Below are 14,531 nucleotides of genomic sequence, written 5' to 3' on the forward strand. Positions count from 1 at the left end.
GAGCACCGAAACGAATTACAGCTTGGCTAACGCCGCTGAAAATATTCTAAAAGTATTTATAAAATGGCTGCTTTCATCAGTGACGGCTGGGAATCACGGTGATATAATGTTAGGCAATGTTAACGTATATATCCCAGAAGAATACCGGAAGGATGAAACTGATGAATCCACTGGCTGGACAATTAAACGAAAGCATCAAGGCAGGCAATGAACATGTGTACGATATGCTCTCCGATCTTGGCAAGGCGATCTATTTTCCTAAAGAGGGCATCCTGAGCCAATCTGCAGAAGCAACAGCTCACGCCAAGAAATACAATGCAACCATCGGTATTGCTACCGAGAATGGCATGCCTATGCACCTTGGTGTCATTCAGGATAAGCTCTCCGCTTACAGTCCCAAAGACTTGTACGGCTATGCTCCTCCTGCAGGCAAACCAGAGCTGCGCACTGTATGGCGGGAAAAAATGCTCCGTGAAAATCCATCGCTCGAAGGCAAATCCTTCGGCAACCCTATCGTTACCAATGCCCTGACGCACGGGCTCAGCATAGTTGCCGATCTGTTCGCAGAACAAGGCGATGCCATCATCTATCCGGACAAGAACTGGGAGAATTACGAGCTGACCTTCGGCATCCGCCGGCTCAGCGAAATCGTCAACTATCCGCTTTTCACTGAAGATATGAAATTTAATAGTGAAGGACTGCTGGAAGCGCTGCTCGCCCAGAAGGGACGCGGCAAAGCCATTGTCCTGCTCAACTTCCCTAATAACCCTACAGGCTATACTCCCGGCCTAAAAGAAGGAGAAGCCATCGTTGCCGCGATTCTGCGCGCTGCCGAGGAAGGCATCAATGTCGTAGTCGTCAGCGATGACGCGTATTTCGGACTTTTCTTCGAGGATTCTCTCAAGGAATCGTTGTTCGGTCGTCTGGCCAATCTCCATCCGCGCGTGCTGGCCGTCAAGATTGACGGGGCCACCAAAGAGGAATTCGTCTGGGGCTTCCGCGTCGGCTTCATCACCTACGCTTCCGAGAATAAGGAGCTGCTTGCGGCACTGGAACAGAAAACGCTCGGCATTATCCGCGCCACTATTTCCAGCGGTGCACACCCGTCTCAGACGTTTGTGCTGGACGCACTGAAGGCCCCTCAGTTCGCTGAACAGAAGGAAGAAAAGTTCCAGATCATGAAAGGCCGTGCCAACAAAGTGAAGGCACTGCTCGACAGCGGGAAATACGGCGATGACGTATGGACGTATTATCCTTTCAACTCAGGCTACTTTATGTGCCTGAAGCTGCACACTGTATCAGCTGAAGACCTGCGGCTGCATCTGATCCACAATTATGGCCTGGGCACAATCGCCCTGGGCGAAACCGATCTGCGCATCGCCTTCTCCTGTATTGAAGAGGAGCAGCTTGAAGATTTGTTCGACCTGGTTTATGCGGGAATCCGCGATTTGGAAAAAGCCTGATCCCAAAACCATTGATCTCGAAATCAGCTCCGGGTACCCGGAGCTGATTTTTTTTTTGACTTTCCCTGCGACATTGGCCTATACACGTTAATCTATCCGCACATACAATACGATGTACTCAAGTACAGCAAACACATTCGAAAGGGGAATGAACATGAGCGAAGAAGTAAGAGGCGGATACGGACACCCTGGATTTACAAGCACAGGTGCAATTTTGGTTCTCTTTATCCTGCTGGTTATCATCAGCCGTTCACTCTTTATCTAACCGGGAATGACTCTCCCGGGAGGGAGCCTCGGGCTCTCTCCCGTTCCCGCGTGGTAGCATTCCCTGCTCTGCTAATCACAAGTGGAAACGGCTTTGCCGTCCTCAAAAGGACGGTATCCGTTTCAGCGAGAAATAGAAGGATAATTTATAGCGTGAAACATATAAATTCTTATCTTTGCACAAAGACGCCTTGACGGGAGCATCCGCTCTTATCAAGGCGTCTTTGTGCTTGGAGCGGAATACAGGCCTGCCGGCATTCCACTCCAGTCTCACCAAAAGTTAGAAATCCTCATCCGCCGCGGCTTCTTTGCGCTTCAAGTATTCCTTGAACACGTAGGCCAATAGCGCTCCGGCAAGGAAGGTGCCGAGAACAGGCAGCGGACGTTCACCCGCTGTGGCCAGAAATGGCAGGCCGGTCAGCAAGGCCAGCAGCAAAAGGGCGCGGAAGATGAACTGGTTCGTGCTTTCACCTTTGCTGCCCTCTGGCAGAGGATACACCGACAGCCAGAACGACTCGCTATGCAGCTTGCGCAAAGCCGACAGCTGAATGCCCATGATGAACAGGAAGAACAAGTAAATGCCGCTTCCCACATAGCTGCCGCGATTCCACCAGACCAGCAGCAACGCCAGAACAGCGATCCGCATCACAATGGCGAAGACATCGCCCCGGGCAAAGCTTTTGGTCAGCAGGAAGCGGTAAGCAGCGTTACTCCGCCATGCGATACCGCTCCCCCAGCGTGACAGGTAACGCCGGGCGTATACCCGCTGCTCACGTCCCGGCACATCCACGAACCAGCCGAGAATCATCAAGGCCCTCGACCCCTGGTTCTTCTCCATGGCAATCAGACGCTCCCAGGGAACGGAATGCCGTCCGGGAACAGAACATGCAGCCAAATATGCCGCCGCCAGGATCAATATGAAGATCAGGGCCCGGAGAGACGGCTGCCACAGCCATGCCGCAATCATTAATCCGCCTACTGCCCAGCGCAGCAGGTTGTAGGCCACTGCGGCCGGGCGGGATATCATTGCGGTTTCCCGCCATAGCCCGTAGCTGGACAGCAATTTCACCAGAATCAGAATGAGAACGGTAGCGAACAGACTCCTAGGCGATTCATCCGTACGTATGTACAAGGGCCAGACGGTGATCAGTACAAACAGCAGCCGCACAATTTTCCACACATTTCCGCTTACCCAGCTACGGGCAAAATATTCCTTCATCCGGTGTCCCTGCGGAAGCAGAAATATAGTATCCGGACTCTGCAGATACGTCCGGAAGCTGCTGTGCACCGCCGCAGGCAGCAGCAGGACCAGCATAACCCAGCGGATCGGAATACCTGACGGAGTGTCCCGAAGCAGCGAAGTATACCAGGCCGAGAAGACAATCAGCAGCAGAAGCAAGAGCATCGCTACACCGCTCTTAATGACATACCCCACATAAGGCAGCATGCTTCCCATGAACCGGCTGCGCCGCTGCCGGCGCAGCTCCTTTAAATCCATATCATTTCCCTCCCTGAACCAATTCGTAGAACAGCTGCTCCAAGTTCAAGCCCTGCAGCCCTGCAGCTGCGGTCATCTCTGCAAGCGTGCCTTGGGCAATAACCTTGCCGCGGTGCAGCACAATAAAGCGGTCGCAGTAGTTCTCGATTGTGGAAAGGATATGGGAGCTCAGCAGGATCGACGCCCCCGTTTTTTTCAAATCCAGCATGAAGTCGAGCAAAGAGCGGATGCCCAGCGGATCCAGGCCAAGAAAGGGCTCATCAATGACATACAGTGCCGGACGCGCCACGAAAGCACACATAATCATCACTTTCTGCTTCATACCTTTGGATAAATGGGAGGACAATGTATCCATCTTGTCCTCCATATTAAAGAGTGCGGCCAGCTGCTCGCTGCGGGATTCATAGTCGCTGCGCTCCACGCTGTAAGCTCTGGCAGTGAATTCGACATGCTCGCGGACCGTCATTTCCTCGTAGAGCAGAGGAGATTCCGGCACAAATGACAATGCGCTGTGATACCCCTCCGGGTCAGCACTGCGGGTTTTGCCCTTTACGGTAATTTCACCTTTATGGGGCGACATCAGGCCAAGGATATGTTTCATTGTCGTGCTTTTTCCGGCTCCGTTCAAACCGATCAGTCCAACCATTTCACCGGGCTGCACCTGAAGGCCGATATCATGAAGCACCGGCTTGTTCAGGCTATACCCACCACTTAAGCCCGTAATCTCGAGTACGGGGGCTGTATTCATTGACCGTCACCTCTCGGGGTTTTGTTCTTGAGCCATTTTGGGGCTCCCTTGTTCTTGCGGTTCTTCTCACGTTCCGCACTGCTGCCGCGCGGTTTACCCGCAGGAGCTGCACCGCCGCGCCCGCCTGCAGCCGGGCCCGTACCGTGGTGCCCTTCGCGCCGCACTTCTCCGCCTGCGGCAGTTCCCGCCTGGCCTTGCCGCGGCAAGGCCGGTTTGATGGCCGCATCGGCCTGCACAGCCGATGTCCTTACAGGCGGCTTGCCGCTGCGCGGTGCGGCGCCTTCCTTGCGCGGGGTGGCACTTTCCCCGCGCCCGCGTTCGCCGCCGCCCAGCGGGCTGCGGGCTTCATCAGCCGCCATAACCTTGCCGGCGACCATTTCCTTCTCCTCAAGCGTGATATTCAGCTCTCGGGCGAATTTGCGCATAATGAACGTCTGCTGCTCCGTTACAATGGAGACCGACAGTCCGCGGCGTCCCATACGTCCCGTACGCCCTGCCCGGTGCACATAATGCTCCGAGTCAAACGCCGGATCAAAGCTCACTACCAGCGTTAGATTCTCAATATCCAGGCCCCGGGCTGCCACATCGCTCGCCACCAGGACGCGGAACTTGCCGTCACGGAACCGGGTAAGTACGTTGCTGCGTGTCACCTTGTCTGCATCCCCATAGATCGCCGCTGCCGTAAGCCCAAGATGGTTCAGCTTTGCTTCCACCTCGGCAATGTCCTCGGTAGCATTCACGAACACTATCGCCCGCTGCGGGTTGTAATGGCGGATGACCCGGCGCAGCATATCAATCTTGTTCCGTTCCTCTGCCACCACATAGTGATGCTCAAGACTCTGTGCCGTCATCACTCCAGGATCAATGCCGACCTCAGCCGGGTTCTTCATCTCCCGTGCGGCCAGCGCCTGGGTCTCCGGTCCGATGGTCGCTGACAGCATGACCAATTGGCGCGTGCGCAGCGCGCTGCTGACGATCTTCGCCACTTCACCGGCTCCGCTGAGCTGGAACATCTGGTCCGCCTCATCGATGATGATCGTGCTGACCTCATGCATTTTCAGCTTGCGGAGGCCGATCAGCTCCCGCACGCGTCCAGGGGTGCCCACTACGAGCTGGGGATGCTCGCGCAGCTTGTCAATCTGGCGTTTGATCGCCGCTCCGCCGATCAGGCCCATCGCCTTGATCCCCCGGTGGGCCCCATAGCGCTCGGCCTCACGGAGGATTTGCATCGCCAGCTCCTGGGTTGGTGCCAGCACCACCTTTTGGACTACCCGGTGCTCCGGGTTAATCCCTTGAATCAGCGGCAGCAGGTACGCCAAGGTTTTGCCGGTACCTGTCTGGGAAGCGGCCAGCACATCTCTCCCCTCCAGCAGAAGCGGGATCGTCTGCTCCTGTACCGGAGATGGATCAGTAATGCCGAATTCCGACAATCGGGCAACAAGGTCTTCCTGGATGCCGATGGCCGCAAAAGAAGCTTTATTCATAAGTGTAATTCATCCTTTTCGCTTAAGTTAATATCTTCATTATATGCCAAAAAGGCCTCTCCACCAAATGGAAGGCCGTTTATGCAAGGATAAGCTGTCATTAGCGCAGGCTAGACCTGCAAAAATGACTGCCGCCCTGCAGAATGACGACAGACACCCGCTGATGAAACCTTTATTTTCTGTTCATAACGTTATAGGTCAGCTTATCCGCCAGCCGTGGAAACAAAGCATACAGCCGGATGCCGAAGCCCGCCAGACCGGGCAGATCTACTTCCTCTTTGCCTTTCTCCATCAGCTTGACGATCTTGGAGGACACATGCTGTGGAGTCATCATCATCCGGGCTACACTTTTCTCGTATTTGCCTGATGGATCAGCTGTTTTGAAAAAGTCGGTGGCAATCGGCCCCGGGTTCACCGCCGAAACGATAATCCCGCTCTTCCGGAGTTCCTGGCGAAGCGCATTCGTGAAACCGAGAACCGCATGTTTGGTTGCTGTATAAGCAACAGCACGGGCTGTACCAATCTTGCCGGCCATGGAGGCCACATTGACAATCTGCCCGCTTCCCCGCTGCAGCATATGCGGAACTACAGCCTTCGTACAACGTACAATGCCCATATAGTTTACATCCATCATATCATCGAATTCATGGGGTTCCATCTCGGTAAAACCGGCGAATTTGCCGTATCCGGCGTTGTTAAGCAGAATATCGATCCTGCCGTACACCGCCAGAATTTCGCCAAAGGTCCGCTCTACTTCCGCCTCATCTCTGACATCGCAGGTGTACAGTCCAAAAACGCCCGGAATACCGGCCGCCGTTTCTTTCAGTTTATCTTCCGAACGGGCCAGAAGAATAGGGACAGCCCCACGCTTGCTGAGCATTTGCGCTGTCAGCGCCCCGATCCCGCTTGAAGCCCCTGTTATGACAACAATCTTGTCTTTAAGTTGCATGAAAATCTTCAGCTCCCAATTGTCCGCCTAAGAGATCATCACTTGAATATCGAGTTCGCCGATGCCTTCCATCAAGAGCGGGATGCTCAGTGCTCTGCGCGGCAGTACGGACATGCTTTCACTCTTCATTAGCTTCGGCGGAGTAATATCCACAGTTACACCTTGGTTGGAAAGAATCGTACTGGCATTGCCGCTGATCATGTTGCCCAGTTCCGAAATCGCGCTCTGCCCCATCTCGTCCATCTCTGTAATCACGTAACCGCCCATCATGGCCGATACCATTTTCAGTGCAACCTGCTCTGCAATCCCAAAGATAATATTTCCGCTTAATTGGCCCGTCATCCCCACTTGAATCCATATATGATTATCGATCAGTTCAATTTCCTTAATGCCCAGATTACCGGTGGATGGCGAGACTTGTATAACCTGCTCAATTACAATGCGTGCAGACTCTAAAAACGGATTAATTACTTCTGCTTTCATTAAGATGTGTCCCCCCTCTACCAGTCTTTAGTCATATACCGAAAGTCCTATTCAATAATTTATAATTATACTTCATATATCGGCATTATTCATCAAAAATTAATGGGGGTGTCGAAGGAAATCACAAGTTAGTTTGCCTGGCAACATTGCTCTGCCGGAAGGAATCTCCTATAATTTAATCAAATGCCAACAACCGGTGTAAGATATAACTGCATATCCACATTCAATCCGGCTATGGACCGAAATGAATTCCTGCATTTATTGCGGAGACCCGGGCACCTATAAAAGTCTTATTGATCAGGCACCAACCAGCTATGCCGTCCCGGGAAAATCGTCCGTTGTTCCCATTACAGGGCGAAGCGGCAGCATTATTCGGTAGTCAAAAAGGGGGGCAAGTCCATGAACATCAGCCAGCTCGAAACGCTGATTACGATCTCCAAAACGATGAGCTTCCGCAAGGCAGGTGAGTTGCTTAACCTGACCCAGCCGGCAGTTTCGGCACAAATCAAAAGTCTGGAAGAAGAGTTCAAAACTCAGCTCGTTGACCGTAACCAGCCCGTTACCTTGACGGACAGAGGCAAAGTGTTCCTTACGCATGCAGAGCAGATCGTGAGTATTGTCGAAGAGCTTAAGCAGCGCCTTGCGGATCTTGATGAGAATCCCCAAGGGCATATTATTCTCGGAACGACCACCTCCATTGCCATTCAAATCCTGCCGCGTATCCTGTCCTATTTTCAAGACCAGTTTCCGCATATCAAAACTTCGATTTCCTCGATGTCTTCATCACAAATCTATCAGCATGTCGAAAACGGCCTGGTTGATGTCGGCATCGGTTATCTGATTGGACGGAGTCCTGCCATGACCACTTCTGTGCTGTATTATGATACTTTTGAACTGGTTGTTTCACCAAGGCATCCTTTAGCCCAGGTCAAATCGGCCGGGATTGAAGCCCTGGGTAAAACACCGCTCATCCTCCTGTCGCCTGACACGGTCGGCCGCAAATTCGCCGATGAGGTGTTCGCAAAACACGGCATACAGCCGCAGGTCATCATGGAGCTGACCAGCAGCGAGGAGGTTAAGCGGATGGTCGAGCTTGATCTAGGCGCAGCCGTTATCTCCAAACAGTCAGTTACGGCAGAAGTCCGCAGCGGCACACTCAAAATCGTGCCGATTATCGAACTTGAGGTCACGCATCCCGTAGGTGTCATTACCAAGTCCGGCAAATATGTCAATTCGGCCATGAGGCAATTCTTAAGTGATCTAAAGGGCATGCCCGAAACCCAATTTATCGGCTCGGAGTAGAGCCTCGCAGAGCTTTGAATCCATCTGTCGAAGCTGATCCCAAAGTCCGATACTCATGAACTGTTTTCGTAAAATTTGGCCTAAAGGAGATATATCCATGAAATTCGACCTACACACCCACCATTTCCGCTGTGGCCATGCCGACGGAAGCATCAGGGACTATATTGAAGCCGGCATCAACGCCGGTCTGGGCGTCATCGGCATATCTGATCACACTCCTTATTTCGGCAGTCCATCCGAACAGGCCTTTCCCAAAATCGCCATGGCCAAATCGGAGCTTGTCCATTACGTAGAAGAAGTGCTCTCCCTGCAGAAAGAATACGAAGGCAAAATTGATGTGCTGCTCGGTATTGAATCCGATTATTTCCCGGAACATGCCGAACTCTACCGCCAAACCCTTTCCGCTTATCCCTTTGATTACATCATTGGCTCGGTACATAGTGTCAAGGGTGTCAGCATCTTTAATAAGGGGCGCTGGAAAGGGCTTGACCGCCGGGAGAAAGCCGCGGCAAAAGCCGAATACTACCGGCTGATCTCCGAATCCGCGCGCACCGGCATGTTTCAGATTCTTGGCCATATCGATGCCATGAAAGGAAACTATCCGCAATTTTCGGAAATCTCTACGCCTGCAGAAATCGACGAATGCCTGCGCGTAATCGGCGAATGCGGCGTCGCCATCGAGATCAATACCTCCGGATGCACCAAGCTGTGCGGCGGCTGGTATCCCTCGGATGATATTCTGGCACGTGCACTGCATTACGGAGTGGAAGTCACCTTTGGCTCTGATGCGCATCTGCCGTCCCGGGTTGCTGACCAGCGGGAGGCTGTGGTTGCGCGCCTTAAAGAAATCGGGTTCACTCACTGGGTATACTACAAACGGCGCGGGAAGATTACAGTTCCGCTGCAGTGACACCCTGTGACTTTACAAAAAAAATGCACCGCAGTGCTCAACGGTCGATGGACAGCATGACATCCATTACGTTAACGCTGCGGTGCATTTTGTTATTCTCCGGGTTTCTGCAGATTATCACAGGTAAACCCCTGCTTCTTCAGCGTATGCTGCGCATCTCCATACTGCGGATTAAGAGCGTAGAAATGGGCGATCGTAGCGCTCCAATCCCTCTCCGTCATTTCAAGCGCTTTTAGATACCCGCGGTACGCCTGATTGTACTCCTGTATAAATCCCTTCTGATCAGGGTTATAACGCTCCTCGTGAAAAACCGCCTCCAGCGGAAGACGCGGCTTCTTTGGCAGCTCCTCGGCAGGATACCCCACGCATAAGCCGACCACCGGGAATACATACTCCGGCAAGTCCAGCAATTCAATTACGCCTGCAGTATTGCGGCGGACTCCACCGATAGGAATGATGCCCAGCCCCAGGGATTCCGCAGCGGCAACCGCACTCTCCAAAGCGATTCCCACATCCACCGCACCGACCAGCAGCGCATCCACATCGTGCACAGCCTCAAATGGCTGCCCTTCCAGCTCGGCGGCCAGCTTGGCCCGGTAAAAATCCATGCAGAAGATCAAAAATACCGGGGCGTCGGCCACATGCTTCTGATTCCCGCTCAAGACCGATAGCTGTGCCTTTCGCTGCTGATTCTGCACAGCAATAATGCTGACCTGCTGCCCGTTCACCCAGGATGGGGCCGATTGAGCGGCCTCAATAATCATCTGCAGCTTATCCGGCTCAACAGGCTGCGGCCCGTATTTCCGGAAAGACCGGTGATTGTTTAATGTCTTCAGCACTTCATTCAAGATTACATCCTCCTAAAATCCAGATATATAATTGTACAACCATCATATACTAACAGCTGCGGGAGCTTCCAGTCCCTGACCGCTTCCGGGTCCCCAATGGATTGGCAACGGAACAAAAAAAATGGACCCGAATCATCGGGTCCCAACAGCAGTTATATTTTCAAAAGGGGGTCATGTACTTAGTTTAACCGGACACTGTTAGAGTTTGATAACGGCATTATTTCATTTGTGTAACAATGTGAATACTTTCATTACATCGCCCGAGCCATCAGCCATCGGCATGATCCGTTCCAGCGTCAACCCGTTTTTGAGCATGACCCGTTCGGACCTGAGGTTATCGCCGCGGCAGCGCCCCTCCACATGGGTCAAGCGAAGCTCCCGCATGCCATAGCCCAGCAACAATCCAATGGCCTCTGTAGCAAGGCCCTGCCCCCACCATACAGGATCGAGCATGTAGCCTAGTACGGCTTTGCCTTCATGACGGTTCCAGCTCTGCAGGGAGGCGGTGCCGATCAGCTCCGGTGCATCTTTGCGATAGATCCCCACATGCAGCGCGCAAGGATCGTAGGGATACAGCATACGGTTCACCAGTTGATCCAGATGGGCTGGCTGTGAACCTGCTGTACTGCGATGCAAAATGTGGCGCTGCACATCCGGGTGAGAGAGCAGCATCTTGAGCCTGTCACCTTCGGCAGGCAACATCGTCCGGAGTTCCACTGCGGCTCCTTGCTGGGCCATGAATCCTACAGTCTCGTAAGTGATCATACGCGCTCCTCTTCCCTTGCAGCTTAATTTGGGAATTTCAGTACTATTGCTCCTTACACCCTGCGCAGCGTAATCACAGTAAGCTCCGGCCGGCATAACAGGCGAAACGGCATATAAGTCTCGCCGAATCCTCTGTTAACATAGACCGGCATGGCTTTATTTTCTGTATGATACAGTCCGCTTATGTATTTAACTGCCCCGTATGGGGTGTAGGCTGCGCCAACAAAAGGAAGACGGATCTGTCCTCCATGGCTGTGCCCCGACAACTGAAGGTCGAAGGGATAATTTTCCGCCGTGTCAGCATAATCCGGCTCATGCATCATCAGTACCGTACATGTCCCCTCTGGAATGCCTTTAAGTGCAGCTTCCGGATCGGGACGGCCATGCAGCATGTCTTCCAGGCCGGCAACCGCCATCACTGCACCGCCTTGCTTAATAAGATATGACTGATTCCTCAGCAATGTGAACCCGGCAGACTGCAGCAGCTGCGCAAGCAATTCCGTGTTCTTATAATCATGGTTGCCGAATATCGCATATTTCCCCAGCGGGGCATGAAGTTCCGCGAGCAGCGCTACGGATTCTTTCAGGTCCTCTGCGTAGCTGTCTACAATATCCCCGGTAAAGCAAATGATATCCGGCTCTGCGGCCTCAATGTGCTTAACCAGCCGGGCCAAATCATGGGCATCCTTGTTGAAGCCCAGATGCACATCACTGAAATGAACCAGCCGGGTGCCGGCAAACGCGGAAGGGAGATTCTTCAGCGGAATGTCCAGCCTGGTGATATCAAGCCAGTTGGGTTCTCCCTGCCATACATATCCGCCGCCGAGCAGCGCGGCCCCAAACATAGTAGCCGCTCCGCGGGTCAGGAACTGGCGGCGGGTAATTTTGCGGCCGCTGCCCTTCCCGGGTGGCAGCGGAGTATTGTAACCGCCGCCGGCAACAAGAGGTGGACCATCATTGGGAGAACCCCCGGACGCTTTTTTATTCATAGGGAGACCCTCCTTCCTTACAGGAGCTTGAAATACAATCCGCTCCGCTAACTGTTAAAATCACTTGATCTCATCTTTTACATCTTCTACCGCTTTGTCCACTTCATCATCAATATTCACCTCGATGGACGCCTCAATCTCTGCTTCCGTACCGGGGCCGAGAATCTTGCGGAACAAGCCCAGCATGGACAGGGCATAGGCTACAGTAATGAAGCTGAAGCTGATCTGCATGATGACCACGAGCCGCGAAGTATTGTCCACCGGAGCCACATCTCCATAGCCGACAGTCGTAAAGGTGGCCACGCTGAAATATAGAAAGGTAATCAGCTGGCTGAGCAGATCATCCCCTATTCCTATGCCCTGAAAAGAGGACTGTCCAAATAGCTTATATATGGATGTATATACGACTGTAAAAAAAATAATACAGGTAAACGCAGCAATACTGATACGGACCAGTGTCTGCTGCAGCCTGACTTCCTTGCTGTTCGATTCCTTGATTTCATGAAAAATGAACAGAATGTAGAAAAGCACCGAGGCCAGAGCAAAGAGTAAAATCAGTCCCCTTAATCCCCGGTTGCCCGGTACGATGGAGCCCAGGTCAATCCAGTTCAGCAAATCCTCAACCGAAATGAGCGCATAGATTAGAATGGGGGCCAGCAGCACCCCTTTTCCCATCCAGCTCAGCTTCATCCGGAAAAACCAAAACGACAGCAGTATAATCACTGCTATATTGAGGGTCCATACCCACCAAGCCATAGCTATTACACTCCTGTTCTAAGGTACGGGCAATGGGTAGTTGTGAGATAAGCAGCCGCTAATTTATTCCTGAGTGCGTCCGCTTTCCGTGCCGTTTGATTAATCCGCCTTCGGCCTGCTGGTGACGGTAATCCGGCATTCTTCTTCCGGTGCAGAGCTGTATGCAGAAGCAATTCCCTTGCTGGCGATTTCTTTCTTGCTGACCTTACGCAGTACCATTGCCACCTCGACATCTCTTGTGAACGGGAAAGGGTCGAGCATTAGTGTGGATGCATCCTGCCATTCCGCCGAGATCAGACGTCCTGAGGTAAAGCTGAAATCCTCACTTCCGGAGAAGCCGTCCTTCCACCACGGATGTTCTTCCGATTTGGGGCTTCCCGGCTCATTCAGAGCCAGATACAATGAGAGATCGTCAGAAAACTGCAGCAGCCTGGCATCATAATACAGCTCGCCTTCTCCGATGGGCTGGTTTTTCTCGAGGTCGCGGTGGATGCGGGCCCTGCGCTCCTCCTCATCCTTAAGGTAGGCGGTCAGCTCGGGACAATCCTCCCCGGACACCTCAATCAGCCGTTCAAAATGCAGACTGCACAGCAGCGCACCGTACGGTGTGTCCGCTTCAATCTCATTAAGTCCACGTTTGTAGAACGTAAGCTTCGGCACTACGGGAAAATCTATGAAGCTGTAAGGCGCTCCTGCCGCATCATTCCAGAAAGGCGTTTCATCGAGATCAATCCAGCCTCTGTCATGGTTGCTGACCGCACGCAGCACCTCTGCACGCCGGTTTCCCTCGGGTACATGCTCTTCCTTGAACCATTGCGCAAATTCTCCGGCCAGCCGCCCGTGCTCATGCTGTTTAACCATTACAAATGCTCCGTCCTGTTCCCTACAAATCAACGTAATTCCTCCCCGATTCTCCACTGCCTGATGTTGGCTCCACTAAGGAGATTATAACATATCCATCTATATTTGTTTGAGTTTGGCTATTCATACACCTTCTGCTCGTTAAGAAGGGACTGTCTAAAAATGTACCCATCTATACCGCCAAAAGAAACAAGCAAACCTTAAGTGCCTGTGCCCCTGAATGCGGGAGCTTCAGCCAGGATATGTAGCCACTGAATGCGAAAAAGCCACTCCCTGCGGCAAATAGCACCGCGAAAGTGGCTCAGGAAAGATAGATAGCAGTAAATCAAAAATGGAGGGGGAAAAGAGTGAATTTACAAATTACACACCCAGCCAACGCTTGAACATATGCTTGGTAGTCTGCTTGTTGATCTCCGCGATGGAGGTTGTAAGCGGGATGCCTTTCGGGCAGGCCCGCACACAGTTCTGCGAGTTGCCGCAGCCGTCGATGCCGCCGTCTTCCATCAACGCATCCAGACGGTCATCGGCGTTCATCTCGCCCGTAGGATGGGCGTTGAACAGACGTACCTGGGAAATGGCTGCCGGCCCGATGAAATTGGTCTTCTCATTGACATTGGGGCAAGCCTCCAGGCAGACGCCGCAGGTCATGCATTTGGACAATTCGTAGGCCCACTGGCGTTTCTTCTCCGCCATACGCGGTCCCGGACCCAAGTCATAGGTTCCGTCAATCGGGATCCAAGCCTTGACGCGTTTGAGTGCATTAAACATCCGGCTGCGGTCGATCACGAGATCACGTACCACAGGGAACGTCTTCATCGGCTCGATACGCACCGGCTGCTCCAGATTGTCGATCAGCGCCGCACAGGCCTGGCGCGGTTTGCCGTTTATCACCATGGAGCATGCACCGCACACTTCCTCCAGACAGTTGGAATCCCAGCATACCGGAACCGTACCGTCACCCTTGGCGTTAACCGGATTACGCTGGATTTCCATCAAAGCGCTGATCACGTTCATCCCCGGACGGTAGGCCAGCTCAAATTCCTCGACATACGGTGAGCTCTCCGGCTCGTCCTGGCGGGTAATTATAAACTTTACGTTTTTGGGAGCTGCAGCAGTTTCCGCCATATCAGTTACCTCCTAAAAGTTTGGTGAGCATTCTTCAACGTATTTCTTCTTGCATAACCGCTATATTTCCGATTACCTTTTGAAGC

15 protein-coding genes are annotated in these 14,531 nt (G+C 52.7%); 4 read left to right on the forward strand and 11 right to left on the reverse strand.

From position 1 onward, the window contains the following. The first annotated feature begins 161 nt into the window (after positions 1–161). Together MHI45_RS12360 and MHI45_RS12365 are read left to right on the forward strand one after the other, a co-directional pair. Positions 162–1,463 carry an aminotransferase class I/II-fold pyridoxal phosphate-dependent enzyme gene (locus tag MHI45_RS12360; RefSeq protein ID WP_038600645.1) on the forward strand — a complete coding sequence of 434 codons (1,302 nt, stop codon included), beginning with the start codon at positions 162–164 and terminating at the stop codon, positions 1,461–1,463. 154 nt (positions 1,464–1,617) lie between these two features. Then, complete coding sequence (locus MHI45_RS12365; protein ID WP_218642534.1) at positions 1,618–1,728, forward strand: YjcZ family sporulation protein; 111 nt, start codon at positions 1,618–1,620, stop codon at positions 1,726–1,728. Between the two features lie 279 nt (positions 1,729–2,007). Here MHI45_RS12365 and MHI45_RS12370 read toward each other — a convergent pair whose 3' ends face one another. The 5 genes from MHI45_RS12370 to MHI45_RS12390 form a co-directional block, all read right to left on the reverse strand. Beyond that, complete coding sequence (locus tag MHI45_RS12370) at positions 2,008–3,225, reverse strand: ABC transporter permease (RefSeq protein WP_038596052.1); 1,218 nt, start codon at positions 3,223–3,225, stop codon at positions 2,008–2,010. Position 3,226: 1 nt separating this feature from the next. After that, positions 3,227–3,973, reverse strand: a complete 747-nt coding sequence (locus MHI45_RS12375) for an ABC transporter ATP-binding protein (protein WP_038596054.1) — start codon at positions 3,971–3,973, stop codon at positions 3,227–3,229. Further along, positions 3,970–5,457 carry a DEAD/DEAH box helicase gene (locus MHI45_RS12380; RefSeq protein WP_076112498.1) on the reverse strand — a complete coding sequence of 496 codons (1,488 nt, stop codon included), beginning with the start codon at positions 5,455–5,457 and terminating at the stop codon, positions 3,970–3,972. The genes MHI45_RS12375 and MHI45_RS12380 overlap by 4 nt, the downstream gene beginning before the upstream one ends. Positions 5,458–5,629: 172 nt before the next feature. Then, a complete protein-coding gene (locus MHI45_RS12385; RefSeq protein WP_052092286.1) occupies positions 5,630–6,406 on the reverse strand; it encodes an SDR family NAD(P)-dependent oxidoreductase in 777 nt (258 codons plus the stop codon). A gap of 27 nt (positions 6,407–6,433) precedes the next feature. Continuing rightward, complete coding sequence (locus MHI45_RS12390) at positions 6,434–6,889, reverse strand: chemotaxis protein CheX (RefSeq protein WP_038596060.1); 456 nt, start codon at positions 6,887–6,889, stop codon at positions 6,434–6,436. 399 nt (positions 6,890–7,288) lie between these two features. Here MHI45_RS12390 and MHI45_RS12395 point away from each other — a divergent pair, with 399 nt between their 5' ends. Together MHI45_RS12395 and MHI45_RS12400 are read left to right on the forward strand one after the other, a co-directional pair. Beyond that, positions 7,289–8,191, forward strand: coding sequence for a LysR family transcriptional regulator (locus MHI45_RS12395; protein WP_038596062.1), 903 nt, complete (start codon positions 7,289–7,291; stop codon positions 8,189–8,191). Between the two features lie 97 nt (positions 8,192–8,288). Further along, on the forward strand, positions 8,289–9,101 hold the full coding sequence (locus MHI45_RS12400; protein WP_038596064.1) for a histidinol-phosphatase: 813 nt from the start codon (positions 8,289–8,291) through the stop codon (positions 9,099–9,101). Between the two features lie 92 nt (positions 9,102–9,193). Here the strand turns inward: MHI45_RS12400 and MHI45_RS12405 are convergent, their stop codons facing one another. The 6 genes from MHI45_RS12405 to sdhB all read right to left on the reverse strand — a co-directional run bounded on the left by MHI45_RS12405 (position 9,194) and on the right by sdhB (position 14,445). Next, a complete protein-coding gene (locus MHI45_RS12405; RefSeq protein ID WP_256718186.1) occupies positions 9,194–9,940 on the reverse strand; it encodes an NADPH-dependent oxidoreductase in 747 nt (248 codons plus the stop codon). 231 nt (positions 9,941–10,171) lie between these two features. Beyond that, positions 10,172–10,714, reverse strand: coding sequence for a GNAT family N-acetyltransferase (locus MHI45_RS12410; RefSeq protein WP_076112500.1), 543 nt, complete (start codon positions 10,712–10,714; stop codon positions 10,172–10,174). Positions 10,715–10,767: 53 nt separating this feature from the next. Next, positions 10,768–11,703 (reverse strand): metallophosphoesterase, encoded by a 936-nt coding sequence (locus tag MHI45_RS12415; RefSeq protein WP_076112501.1) that lies wholly within the window; start codon positions 11,701–11,703, stop codon positions 10,768–10,770. A 60-nt stretch (positions 11,704–11,763) separates the two neighbouring features. Continuing rightward, positions 11,764–12,459, reverse strand: coding sequence for a potassium channel family protein (locus MHI45_RS12420; protein WP_076112502.1), 696 nt, complete (start codon positions 12,457–12,459; stop codon positions 11,764–11,766). 99 nt (positions 12,460–12,558) lie between these two features. Then, complete coding sequence (locus tag MHI45_RS12425) at positions 12,559–13,353, reverse strand: DUF3891 family protein (protein WP_038596071.1); 795 nt, start codon at positions 13,351–13,353, stop codon at positions 12,559–12,561. A gap of 327 nt (positions 13,354–13,680) precedes the next feature. Continuing rightward, positions 13,681–14,445, reverse strand: a complete 765-nt coding sequence (gene sdhB, locus MHI45_RS12430) for a succinate dehydrogenase iron-sulfur subunit (RefSeq protein WP_038596073.1) — start codon at positions 14,443–14,445, stop codon at positions 13,681–13,683. Positions 14,446–14,531 lie beyond the last annotated feature (86 nt).

It is taken from the genome of Paenibacillus sp. FSL H3-0321, assembly GCF_038002865.1.
Lineage (GTDB): Bacteria > Bacillota > Bacilli > Paenibacillales > Paenibacillaceae > Paenibacillus_AQ.

Excerpts from the sequence above, each read along its gene's own strand:
- MHI45_RS12360 (WP_038600645.1), top strand. The coding sequence starts at position 162 with ATGAATCCACTGGCTGGACAATTAAACGAAAGCATCAAGGCAGGCAAT.
- MHI45_RS12365 (WP_218642534.1), top strand. The coding sequence starts at position 1,618 with ATGAGCGAAGAAGTAAGAGGCGGATACGGACACCCTGGATTTACAAGC.
- MHI45_RS12370 (WP_038596052.1), bottom strand. The coding sequence starts at position 3,225 with ATGGATTTAAAGGAGCTGCGCCGGCAGCGGCGCAGCCGGTTCATGGGA.
- MHI45_RS12375 (WP_038596054.1), bottom strand. The coding sequence starts at position 3,973 with ATGAATACAGCCCCCGTACTCGAGATTACGGGCTTAAGTGGTGGGTAT.
- MHI45_RS12380 (WP_076112498.1), bottom strand. The coding sequence starts at position 5,457 with ATGAATAAAGCTTCTTTTGCGGCCATCGGCATCCAGGAAGACCTTGTT.
- MHI45_RS12385 (WP_052092286.1), bottom strand. The coding sequence starts at position 6,406 with ATGCAACTTAAAGACAAGATTGTTGTCATAACAGGGGCTTCAAGCGGG.
- MHI45_RS12390 (WP_038596060.1), bottom strand. The coding sequence starts at position 6,889 with ATGAAAGCAGAAGTAATTAATCCGTTTTTAGAGTCTGCACGCATTGTA.
- MHI45_RS12395 (WP_038596062.1), top strand. The coding sequence starts at position 7,289 with ATGAACATCAGCCAGCTCGAAACGCTGATTACGATCTCCAAAACGATG.
- MHI45_RS12400 (WP_038596064.1), top strand. The coding sequence starts at position 8,289 with ATGAAATTCGACCTACACACCCACCATTTCCGCTGTGGCCATGCCGAC.
- MHI45_RS12410 (WP_076112500.1), bottom strand. The coding sequence starts at position 10,714 with ATGATCACTTACGAGACTGTAGGATTCATGGCCCAGCAAGGAGCCGCA.
- MHI45_RS12415 (WP_076112501.1), bottom strand. The coding sequence starts at position 11,703 with ATGAATAAAAAAGCGTCCGGGGGTTCTCCCAATGATGGTCCACCTCTT.
- MHI45_RS12420 (WP_076112502.1), bottom strand. The coding sequence starts at position 12,459 with ATGGCTTGGTGGGTATGGACCCTCAATATAGCAGTGATTATACTGCTG.
- sdhB (WP_038596073.1), bottom strand. The coding sequence starts at position 14,445 with ATGGCGGAAACTGCTGCAGCTCCCAAAAACGTAAAGTTTATAATTACC.